We start from the raw sequence: 10,930 nt of genomic DNA on the forward strand, positions 1-10,930 counted from the left end.
TATTTACCATCGAATGATTATTATAAAGCGTATACAAATTTGATAAACTATAGGTTGGATGTTTCTATGCCAAGAAAGTGGAAATCAAAATCAAGTTTTACACTGAAAACGTTAAGTAAATTATCTAATACTTCTTCTATAACTTTAAATAACAAAACTACGGACGATAATTTATGGAGCAGATTTAATCCAAGCTCTCCGAGTGCATCGGATACTAATTTACTTGCGTATCAGCGTGTGTTGCGTTCGGTATTATTTTATAACAGGTCAAGTTCCTTATTTGGTATGGATCTAGCTTTAACATTAAATGAATCACGACAATTTTTAACTCAGGGATTCGAAAACCAATCTGTAAACGATTTGATATATGGATTACGAGGAACATTTAAACGGATGTATGCCTTTAAAACAAAGCTTACGACAGGCTTTAGCAATGTCAATTCAGACTTTAATACCAATAGGAATTATCATATTCAATATAAGAAAATAGACAATGAGTTTTCAATACAGCCAAGAAGCAATCTGCGTTTGAGTTTGTTGATGGGACTTGCTTATAAAGTAAATACATTTACGGGTGGAAAGGGTGAAAATGCGCTGTTGTATAATGTTGGTACAGAATTAAAAATTAATAAATTATCAAAAAGAACATTAACCTCAACACTAAAATACATTCGGATAAACTCTAATTTAAATGGGACACTTCAAAACAGTCCGATAGCCTATGAAATACAAGAAGCGTTATTGAATGGCAATAACATTACTTGGAATATTAATTGGCAAGAGCGATTGACGAATGGCTTGCAAATTTCATTTAGCTATGAAGGTCGTAAATCCGAATCTGTTAAAACGATACATACAGGTCGCATGCAATTGAGTGCCTTATTTTAGAAATCATACTACGTATATGTTAAAAGGCTAAAGGTAAAATAGTTTGCCATTTTTTAATAAAGTATTTTTAGTTAAACGATTTATTTTAAGTACATTCATTTACTTCAGATTGCTACCAGAATCTTTATATACATTAATAATACTCCATTGAAATAATAATTTATAAACCTATATGAGTGATAATAACGAAGCGAATAGGATTAAAGAAAATTATAATAAAACCAAATATTGGCATAAGTGGGGGCCTTATTTAAGCGAGCGACAATGGGGAACTGTACGGGAGGATTATAGTGCAGATGGTTCTGCCTGGACCTATTTTCCTCATGATCACGCACGTTCAAAAGTATATAGATGGGGCGAAGATGGAATTGGTGGATTTTCAGATCATCATCAAGAAATGTGTTTTGCATTTTCTTTTTGGAATGGAAAGGATCCAATACTTAAAGAACGATTTTTTGGTTTAACGAGTCAAGAAGGGAATCATGGAGAAGATGTAAAGGAATTGTATTATTATTTAGATAATACACCTTCACATTCTTATATGAAGATGTTGTATAAATACCCACAAGTATCATATCCATATGAAGATTTAATTCGCATTAATAATGAGCGCAAAGCACAACCGTCGCTTGGAGAGTATGAATTAATAGATACGGATATATTCAAAAATAATACCTATTGGGATATTTATATAGAATATGCTAAAGAAGACGATGAGGATATCTTTATAAAGGTAAGTGTATTTAATAGAAGCAATGATGATTCAACACTTACAATGTTGCCAACATTATGGTTTCGCAATAGATGGATGTTTGGCTTGACAGATTATGTACCATGCTTGCGTATCGGTTCGCATACGGAAACCTTCGCATCCATTGAAACTACTCATAATATTATGGGTAATTATAACCTATACTTTGATGTGCCTGAACGAATCCTATTTACAGAGAATGAAACGAATACAGAACGTATGTATGGGGTTGAAAATAAAACCCCTTATGTAAAAGATGCCTTTCATACTGCAGTTATAAATAACAGCTATGATATTTTTAAAGAAAAAAAATCAGGTACTAAAGTCGCTCCAATCTATGAACTTCAAATACCTGCGAAACAATCTACCGTTATTAAACTTCGGTTTTGTAAAGAGAAAAAAGAGAATCCCTTTTCTGATTTTGAATCTACATTTGATAAACGTATCGAAGAGGCGAATGTATTTTACGATGATATTCATAAAAATAATAAAAATGAAGATTATAGGAGCGTACAACGTCAAGCACTTTCTGGATTATTATGGAGTAAACAGTATTATAATTACAACATTGAGGATTGGTTAAAAGGAGATAAAACAATGCCTCCTCCACCAGAATCTAGAAAGCAGGGAAGGAACAGTGATTGGAAGTATTTAGATAATGCAGATATTATTTCTATGCCTGATAAATGGGAATATCCTTGGTATGCATCTTGGGATTTAGCCTTTCATTGTGTTACCATGTCAATGGTAGATGCAGAATTTGCAAAATCACAGCTCATATTGATTATGCGCGAATGGTATATGCAACCCGATGGACAAATACCTGCCTATGAATGGAGTTTTTCTGATGCAAACCCACCGGTGCATGCATGGGCAGCTCTAAAAGTATATCAAATTGAACAGAAGAAAACTGGTTTTTCAGACGTAGATTTTTTAAAACGTGTTTTCTCTAAGTTGCTCATTAATTTCACTTGGTGGGTGAATAGAAAAGACCAATTTAATAGAAATATTTTTGAAGGCGGATTTTTAGGATTGGATAATATTGGTTTGTTTGATCGCAGTAATTTGCCAGAAGGCTTTAAGATGGAGGAAGCAGACGCAACATGTTGGATGGCTATGTATGCTGGGAATATGTTGGGCATTGCATTGGAGATTGCAATGCATGATCCTGCATTTGAAGATGTAACAACAAAATTTTATGAACACTTTGATCATATTTCTGAAGCATTTAATCAATTTGATCAAGACAAAAAGAATTTATGGAATGAAAAGGATGGCTATTTTTACGACATTGCTATTTTACCAGATGGCAAACGCATTCCTATTGAAGTACGATCGATTGTTGGCTTATCGTGTTTGTTTGGAGTTTCAATTATTAAAAAAGAATATTTTTCAAAGTTGAAAAGCTTTCATGCTCGACTGCAATGGTTCCGAAACATGAGAAATACACAGGGCAAATTGAAAGAAATTGAACCCTATGATTCAAATAAGGATGTGCTGTTATCCATTATTCCGAAAGATAAATTACTTCGTATTTTAGAAATTATGTTGGATGAGAATGAATTTTTATCTTCTTATGGAATTCGATCGGTATCAAAATATTATTCATGTCATCCATATTCTTTGACACTAGAAGGTAAAGAATACAAACTGGACTACGAACCTGCCGAATCAACAACAGGTATTTTTGGAGGAAATTCTAATTGGAGGGGACCTTTATGGGTACCTATTAACTACCTGATTTTAGAAGCATTAGATACCTATCATGAATATTATGGAGATGATTTGAAAGTGGAATTTCCAAGTCATTCTGGGAATTACTTAAATCTAAATCAAGTAATGCTTGCATTGACTCAACGATTGATAAATAAGTATCTTCCAGATGAATCCGGTGATCGGCCAATACATGGTAAAAACCCACTGTATAAAGAAGATCCCAACTTTCAACATTTGATTTTATTCTATGAATATTTTCATGGAGATACAGGACAAGGTCTTGGTGCTAGCCATCAAACAGGGTGGTCGAGTATTATCTCGGAACTTATTGATCGTGTAACCAATGGATGAAAGATTTATGAATACACATTGATTCCAGGTGTTTTGAATAATTTATTATTTCATAAAGAATCATAAAGGGCAAAATGAAATATAATCACAGGGGGATTTACTTTAGGATAAAAAAATACCCCCGAATCAAAAATGAGTATCTAATTTCCTAGATACTCATTTTTTCTGTCCACTAACGACTGACAACTGGCCACTAATTTTTCATATCTCGTATCAACTTACTTGCAAAAATAAAGTTTTGAAGTTCTTCAACTGTCGTTCCTAAAATCACTTCTTTGGTACCTTCCCAGATTTTTTGGCCTTTAAACATGAAGATGATGTTTTCGCCAATTTCCAGCATTGAATTCATATCATGGGTAACTACAACCGTGGTAATATTAAATTCATGTGTGATTTCTTGAATGAGATTGTCAATTCGAATGGATGTTTGAGGATCTAAGCCCGAGTTGGGTTCGTCACAAAAAAGGTATTTGGAATTCATTACTATCGCACGTGCAATTCCAACGCGTTTTGCCATACCACCGCTTATTTCAGAGGGCATTAAGTGGGCTGCATGGTCCAATCCAACACGCTGTAGACAAAATTGCACTCGGTCTGCCTTTTCTGATTTTGACATGTCGCTTAACATATCTAAGGGGAAAAGTACATTTTCTGCAACAGTTTTTGAATCAAATAGGGCGCCACCTTGAAAGAGCATTCCTATTTCGCGGCGAATTTCCTGTTTTTCGTCTTTATCTGCTGCTGTAAAATCACGGTTGTCGTATAATATAGAACCAGAATCTGGCTTCACCAATCCAACCAATGTTTTTAATAAGACACTTTTACCTGTACCACTTGCACCAATAATTAAGTTTGTTTTGCCTTGTTCAAACGTAGCCGAAATATCCGTTAAGATTTGCTTGCCGTTAAATGCTTTGTTGATATTCTTACATTCAATCATAATTGGAAGTCAATAATACCCTTGAATACTTAGTTTAATAATAATTGGGCAAGTGCTAAATCTGCAACCAAAACAGCGATACAACTTTTTACCACTGCCGAAGTGGAAGATTGTCCGACTTCCAATGCGCCGCCTTTTGTAAAATAACCTTGAAATGCAGAAATAGAAGAGATAAGAAATGCAAAAACGAATGCTTTTATTAAAGCAAACGTTACATTAAATTCATTAAAATCAATTTGAATGCCGTATATAAAATCTTGTGTAGAGATGATATTTCCCATGATACCTGCAATATAACCGCCCAGGATAGATAACAGACCAGCGAACGTAACAAGCATCGGTATTGTAATTAAACTAGCAAGAATTTTTGGTAAAATAAGGTATGAAGCAGAGTTTATACCCATAACTTCTAGTGCGTCAATTTGTTCCGTTATTCGCATGGTCCCTAATTGGCCTGCAATGCTTGATCCAACTTTTCCGGCCAAAACCACACAGGTAAAAGTAGGAGCAAGCTCTAAAATGGACATTTCCCTCACTACGGAGGCAACTACATAAATAGGTACAAGTGGACTTACTAAATTTGCCGCAGTTTGAATACAGGTTACTGCTCCAATAAAGGAAGAAACAATTGCAACAATGAAGATCGAATTGGTCCCAATGAGTATACATTCATCAATGGTAAGCTTCCAATAAACGCTGAATTTTTCTCTGCGTACAAATAGGGTACTCATCAAAATTATGTATTTCCCAAAACTTTTCATTGGCTTACTTTGTCAATATTAGAACGAGTGTCGTTAAAATCCTTACTAAATTAAGGTATATTTAAGTGCCAAACAATTTAAATAAAATGAATAAGCTAGCAATAATTACAGGTGGAACAAAGGGGATAGGGAAGGCTCTTGTTGAGAAATTTGCTTCTCAAGGTTTTGATATCCTTACTTGCGCTCGAAATACTTCAGATTTAGAATCTTTAAAAAGTACAATATGTGAATTGAATAAGGATGTTCAAATAGTAACTTGTGTTGCCGACTTATCTACAAAAAAAGGGAGAGAAGTCATCCTTGAAACCTACAAGACATTGAATCGAACTGTAGATGTTTTAGTAAACAATGCAGGCTTGTTTGTGGTTGGTCAAATCCATAATGAAGCAGAAGGTGTTTTGGAAAATCAAATCCAAACCAATTTGATGAGCGCTTACGATATTAGTCGAGGAATCATACCTGGGATGATTTCTAAAAAGGTTGGGACAATTTTCAATATCTGTTCTACGGCGAGTATCGTTCCATACGTTTCGGGAGGTTCTTACTGCATATCAAAATTTGCACTTTTAGGCATGACAAAAGTGCTGAGGGAAGAAATGAAGGAACACAATATTCGGGTGACTGCTGTTTTACCCGGTGCAACTTTAACTGCTTCTTGGGAAGGAGTGGATCTGCCGAAAGAACGATTTATGAAACCCGAAGATGTAGCAGATGCTATTTGGGGGGTATATAATTTGTCGAACCAAACGGTGGTGGAAGAGCTACTTTTGCGCCCTCAGTTGGGGGATATTTAGGAATCAATTAGGTGCGATTTATATATCAGATCGCTACGTTATTACTCATAAAATAGCAATTGTAAGTAAATAACACCTAAAAAATTATAGAATTAATGATTTAAAAAGTATAAAGTAATAGTTTATCATTAATTACATAAGTATACTGAATTATAAAAATATAAGCATTGAATTTTAGACTAGTCTAAAATAATTAAAGATCTTATATTTTCCAATAAATGAAGAAAACATTCCTTCATTTCAATAAAAAAGCTAAATTCCGAATATATAATATAATCAAGAGATGTCAGCAAACGAACATTCTTCCATAAACTCAAAATACTGCTCAAGTTTGACCCAGTATATCCGTAGAAAATCAAGTGTGGTTACCATAGGTAAAATCCCAATGGGAGGTGATAATCCGATCCGACTTCAGTCGATGACAACGGTGGATACTATGGATACATTAGGTAGTGTGGAACAAATTATTCGGATGGTGGATGCTGGTTGTGAGTATGTCAGAGTGACAGCTCCAAGTGTAAAGGAAGCACAAAACCTAGCGGAGATAAAAAAGGAATTGTTGAAAAGAGGGTACGATGTTCCCTTGGTAGCCGACATACATTTCACTCCAAATGCGGCCGAACTTGCTGCTAAAATAGTTGAAAAGGTTCGTATTAATCCGGGCAATTATGCCGATAAAAAGAAGTTTGAAGTCATCGAATATACCGATGCTTCCTATCAAGAAGAGCTGGTTCGGATCCGTGAAAAGTTCGTTCCCTTGGTAACAATTTGTAAAGAATACGGAACTGCGATGCGGATTGGTACCAATCATGGTTCCCTTTCTGACCGAATTTTATCGCGTTATGGAGACACTCCTTTGGGCATGGTTGAGTCTGCTTTGGAATTTTTACGTATTTGTGAAGACTTGGAATATTACAATATTGTAATATCTATGAAAGCAAGCAATACCCAAGTTATGGTGCAGGCATACCGCTTGTTGGTTCAAAAATTAGAGGAAGAAGGCCTTCGTCCTTACCCCTTACATTTAGGTGTAACAGAAGCCGGGGAAGCCGAAGATGGTAGAATTAAATCTGCGGTTGGTATCGGTAGTTTGTTAGAAGATGGCTTGGGAGATACCGTTCGGGTGTCCTTAACAGAAGCCCCAGAATTTGAAATTCCGGTTGCTGCAAAATTAGTTGATCGATATGTAGGTAGGTCAAAACATACTCCTATTCCATTTGTTGAAAAAAATCCGATAAATCCATTTTCATATAAAAGAAGAAAAACGTTAGATGTACATACCATCGGTGCAACGAATGTTCCTCGAGTAATTGCCGATTATAGTTTGATTGAAAACCTAGAAGTACAAGATTTAAAACCAATCGGGCATTTTTATTTACCTGCATTGGATAAGTGGAGTATGAATGATTTGGGTGCGGACTTTATTTATACTGGCCATAACAAGGCTCCATTTATGATGCCCAATGGCTTAAAAGAAATTGTGGATGCGGATACTTGGAAGGTACTAGATGATCAAACACATGTTTATCCATTATTTGCAGCACGTTGGTATAAAACAGATGTGGTGAAACACCCTCAGTTGAATTTTGTATTGGCTGATATTGAGGATATTGATGAAAAATTGCTACTAAAAATGGAAGCAGATGCATCTGTAGTATTGATATTAGAATCATTCAACGAACATGCTATGGCAGAATTGCGCAGAAGTTTTATTACCTTAATGAATAGGGAACTTAAAACGCCTGTTATTATAAAACGTGCGTATGCACATAAAAATGAAGAATCCTTGATTTTGGCAGCATCTACAGATGTGGGTGGATTACTTATTGATGGTTTGGGTGATGGTATTTATTTATCAACCAATAAATTAATATCTGAAAATAAAATGAGTTTGTTGGCCAACTTGAAGAATCTAAATAATATAGCTTTCGGAATTTTACAAGCTGCGCGCACGCGAATGACTAAAACGGAATATATTTCGTGCCCTTCTTGCGGAAGAACCTTGTTTGATCTGCAAGAAACTACGGCTATGATTCGTAAACGGACCGATCATTTAAAAGGAGTGAAGATTGGTATTATGGGCTGTATCGTTAATGGTCCGGGGGAAATGGCCGATGCCGATTATGGTTATGTGGGTGTAGGTAAAGATAAGATTGCACTATATAGAGGACAAACGGTTGTTAAAAAAGCAGTTTCGTCGGATAAAGCAGTAGATGAGTTGATTAATATTATTAAGGAAGATGGGAAGTGGTTGGAGCCTATTGTCTCCGAATATATATAAGATTTGTAAAACACTTAATTTGATACTCAAAGATGGAAATGAAAGAATATTTTAATTTTGGTCCCTTGGTTAGGTATTTCTTTCGTAAAAGAGATAAAGGGGTAAAAGAATCGATGACAATAAAAGCAATGCATATTGTAAATAAGATATCGATATCAATCTTTTTGATTTGTTTGATTGTAATTTTATATCGCTTGATTTTTAGAGGATAATAAATTTACATTACGTATTAAAATCAATTATATGAATACATATAAATATCTATGGGTAGGGCTGTTACTTTTTTTTGTTGTGCAAATACATTCGCTAGCGAAACCTATAGTATTTAGACCTGTAGTTGAATATTCATATCAGCACGATTCAAGCGTTGTGATTTTGCCAAGCTTTGAAAATCAAAAGTCGAAGCCAGATAAAAAGAAGAGCCAAAAGAAGAGAAAGGAAATATTTATAGGAATATCTGAAACTACTGGCAATACAATAATTGGCGTTCTTGAAACGATCTCTTATATATTCGCTTACTTTTGTGAATATTAATACCTGTTCAAAACATTCTTATTAAATTGAATATGAAATTTATTATCCGTGTTGTTTTATTCTTTGTTCTTCAAAGTTCCATAAGTAGCTTTGCCCAATCCGTTCCAACCTTATTTGTTTCAGGAGGAAAGTTTGGATACATAAATGCTGAAACGGGAAAAGAGCTTATCAAACCTATTTATGAAAAGGCATTTCCTTTTTCGGAAAACAGAGCATTGGTATATCGTTTGGGTAAAGCGTATTTTATTGACCAAACGGGTGCTATAAAAATTATATTGAAATACGATTCTGCGTATTCATTCACCGAAGGTTTATCTGCTATTAAATCGGTAGATAGTTGGGGCTATATTGATAAGTTGGGCACATTGAAAATTCCTGCAAAATTTGATCAAGCGTTTCCGTTTTCGGAAGGATTTGCTGTGATAAAAAAGGATGGAAAGTATGGTTATATCGATAAAACTGGAAAAGTTGTTATTACTCCGCAATTTGAATTTGCTATAGAGTTTTCAGATGGCTTGGCAGTTGTAAAGAAAAATAATCAATATGGGTATATCAATACGATTGGTAAGATTGTTATAACACCACAGTTTCAAGAAGCGGCTAATTTTAGTAAGGGTGTTGCAGTCGTATCTAAAGACGATAAATTTGGCATTATCGGTAAAAGTGGAAATGTAATTTTGCCTATAGAGCAAGATTGGGTTTCTGTTTTTAAAGACGATTTTGTTCGAGTACAGAAAAATCAACGTTGGGGTTTTGCTAATGCATCGGGTACAATGATTATTCCATTTATGTATGATTGGGTTTCAGACTTTTCAAATGGATACGCAAAGGTTAAAAAAAATAATTCATATGGTTATATTAACAAAATTGGTACGTTAGTTATACCCTTGGAATATAAATGGTTAGAAGATAGAGATATTTCTGGCACCATAATGGCAGTTAAGAGTGGGTATTGGGGATGTATTAATACAGAAAATGAAGTTGTAAGTCCATTTACCTATAAGGTGATGAGGCCTTTTTCTGAAGGTTTTGCAGTTGTAACAAAAGATGGTAAATATGGATATGTAGATAATAAAGGTAAATTAAGCATACCCTTTATTTATGATTATGCGTATGATATCGTAAATGGAATGGCCGAGGTTGTTATAAACGAAAAAACGCGTTTTATTGATAAATTTGGCAATTGTATAAAATTTTGTGAGTAAAAGTATAAAAATAGACATGATTACATTTAAAAATAGTAAGGTTTTTGCGGTTTCACTGATTTTGTTTTTATTTCAAGCAATACCTAGTATTGCTCAATTAAAGAATCATCAGACCATAAGAGCAGAAAACTTAAAAGTTGTTCTTGTTAAAGATATTGAGAATTTATCCGATTCTTCTAGAATAGTTACAGCGGAAGATCCTCAAAAATCGAGCTTTAAAATTATTCACGTATCATTTAATATGGTTAGTTCAGACCCTAAAAATGCAGGTTATAAATCTGTAATGATGCGTTTGGTTGATCCCAAAGGAACCGATATTAATGACCCAATTGCAGGTGGTGGTTTGTTTAATTTAAATGGTGTAGAAACAGCATATACGTTAAAGGTAAGTAGCAACTACGATGGGAAATTTCTGGATGTTGATTTTTTATATAAACATCCGAAACATTATAAAAAAGGACTACATATTATTGAGTTGTATGTAGATGGCTTGAAAATTGGAGAAGAACATTTTATTATAAAATAAGTTTTTTAAATCTTTTAATTATAAATGCCCTATCAATCTAATTGGTAGGGCATTTATAATTATAGGCGACATATTTTATTGTTGGGTCAGCTGTAGTGTATAAAATTGGAAGGTAGTTTTCCAATGAGTGAGTCTGCTAAAATAATTTCACAACAACTCTATCAATTCGAGTTGAAATTTAGA

Annotated in this window: 9 protein-coding genes and 1 pseudogene; 8 read left to right on the forward strand and 2 right to left on the reverse strand. The window is 34.3% G+C overall.

The annotated features are described in order from the left end of the window. Both Q0543_RS14135 and Q0543_RS14140 read left to right on the forward strand, forming a co-directional pair. A pseudogene (locus Q0543_RS14135) lies at window positions 1–888 on the forward strand (hypothetical protein); the annotation flags it as partial. A gap of 172 nt (window positions 889–1,060) precedes the next feature. Continuing rightward, a complete protein-coding gene (locus tag Q0543_RS14140) occupies window positions 1,061–3,706 on the forward strand; it encodes a glucosidase (protein WP_299254434.1) in 2,646 nt (881 codons plus the stop codon). 193 nt (window positions 3,707–3,899) lie between these two features. Here Q0543_RS14140 and Q0543_RS14145 read toward each other — a convergent pair whose 3' ends face one another. Together Q0543_RS14145 and Q0543_RS14150 are read right to left on the reverse strand one after the other, a co-directional pair. Further along, window positions 3,900–4,646 carry an ATP-binding cassette domain-containing protein gene (locus tag Q0543_RS14145; RefSeq protein WP_299254437.1) on the reverse strand — a complete coding sequence of 249 codons (747 nt, stop codon included), beginning with the start codon at window positions 4,644–4,646 and terminating at the stop codon, window positions 3,900–3,902. Between the two features lie 29 nt (window positions 4,647–4,675). Next, window positions 4,676–5,407 (reverse strand): ABC transporter permease, encoded by a 732-nt coding sequence (locus Q0543_RS14150; protein WP_299254440.1) that lies wholly within the window; start codon window positions 5,405–5,407, stop codon window positions 4,676–4,678. 86 nt (window positions 5,408–5,493) lie between these two features. On the opposite strand from Q0543_RS14150, the gene Q0543_RS14155 reads away from it, so the two are divergent. From Q0543_RS14155 to Q0543_RS14175, 6 genes are all read left to right on the forward strand, one after another. Further along, on the forward strand, window positions 5,494–6,201 hold the full coding sequence (locus tag Q0543_RS14155) for an SDR family oxidoreductase (protein ID WP_299254443.1): 708 nt from the start codon (window positions 5,494–5,496) through the stop codon (window positions 6,199–6,201). A 283-nt stretch (window positions 6,202–6,484) separates the two neighbouring features. After that, the gene (gene ispG, locus Q0543_RS14160) at window positions 6,485–8,482 is read left to right on the forward strand and encodes a (E)-4-hydroxy-3-methylbut-2-enyl-diphosphate synthase (protein WP_299254446.1); all 1,998 of its coding nucleotides are present in this window, start codon (window positions 6,485–6,487) and stop codon (window positions 8,480–8,482) included. Window positions 8,483–8,520: 38 nt separating this feature from the next. Further along, window positions 8,521–8,694, forward strand: coding sequence for a DUF6728 family protein (locus Q0543_RS17060; protein WP_366800216.1), 174 nt, complete (start codon window positions 8,521–8,523; stop codon window positions 8,692–8,694). A 31-nt stretch (window positions 8,695–8,725) separates the two neighbouring features. After that, window positions 8,726–9,016 (forward strand): hypothetical protein, encoded by a 291-nt coding sequence (locus Q0543_RS14165; protein ID WP_299254449.1) that lies wholly within the window; start codon window positions 8,726–8,728, stop codon window positions 9,014–9,016. A gap of 32 nt (window positions 9,017–9,048) precedes the next feature. Beyond that, window positions 9,049–10,221 (forward strand): WG repeat-containing protein, encoded by a 1,173-nt coding sequence (locus Q0543_RS14170; protein ID WP_299254452.1) that lies wholly within the window; start codon window positions 9,049–9,051, stop codon window positions 10,219–10,221. Further along, entirely contained in the window at window positions 10,214–10,747 is a 534-nt protein-coding gene (locus tag Q0543_RS14175) for a hypothetical protein (RefSeq protein WP_299254455.1), read from the forward strand. Before Q0543_RS14170 ends, Q0543_RS14175 begins: the two co-directional genes overlap by 8 nt. The last annotated feature ends 183 nt before the right edge of the window (window positions 10,748–10,930 follow it).

Origin of the sequence: uncultured Cytophaga sp., from assembly GCF_937863595.1 — a bacterium.
GTDB lineage: Bacteria > Bacteroidota > Bacteroidia > Cytophagales > Cytophagaceae > Cytophaga.

Coding starts and splice junctions, on each gene's coding strand:
- Q0543_RS14140 (WP_299254434.1), top strand. CDS start 1,061: ATGAGTGATAATAACGAAGCGAATAGGATTAAAGAAAATTATAATAAA.
- Q0543_RS14145 (WP_299254437.1), bottom strand. CDS start 4,646: ATGATTGAATGTAAGAATATCAACAAAGCATTTAACGGCAAGCAAATC.
- Q0543_RS14150 (WP_299254440.1), bottom strand. CDS start 5,407: ATGAAAAGTTTTGGGAAATACATAATTTTGATGAGTACCCTATTTGTA.
- Q0543_RS14155 (WP_299254443.1), top strand. CDS start 5,494: ATGAATAAGCTAGCAATAATTACAGGTGGAACAAAGGGGATAGGGAAG.
- ispG (WP_299254446.1), top strand. CDS start 6,485: ATGTCAGCAAACGAACATTCTTCCATAAACTCAAAATACTGCTCAAGT.
- Q0543_RS17060 (WP_366800216.1), top strand. CDS start 8,521: ATGAAAGAATATTTTAATTTTGGTCCCTTGGTTAGGTATTTCTTTCGT.
- Q0543_RS14165 (WP_299254449.1), top strand. CDS start 8,726: ATGAATACATATAAATATCTATGGGTAGGGCTGTTACTTTTTTTTGTT.
- Q0543_RS14170 (WP_299254452.1), top strand. CDS start 9,049: ATGAAATTTATTATCCGTGTTGTTTTATTCTTTGTTCTTCAAAGTTCC.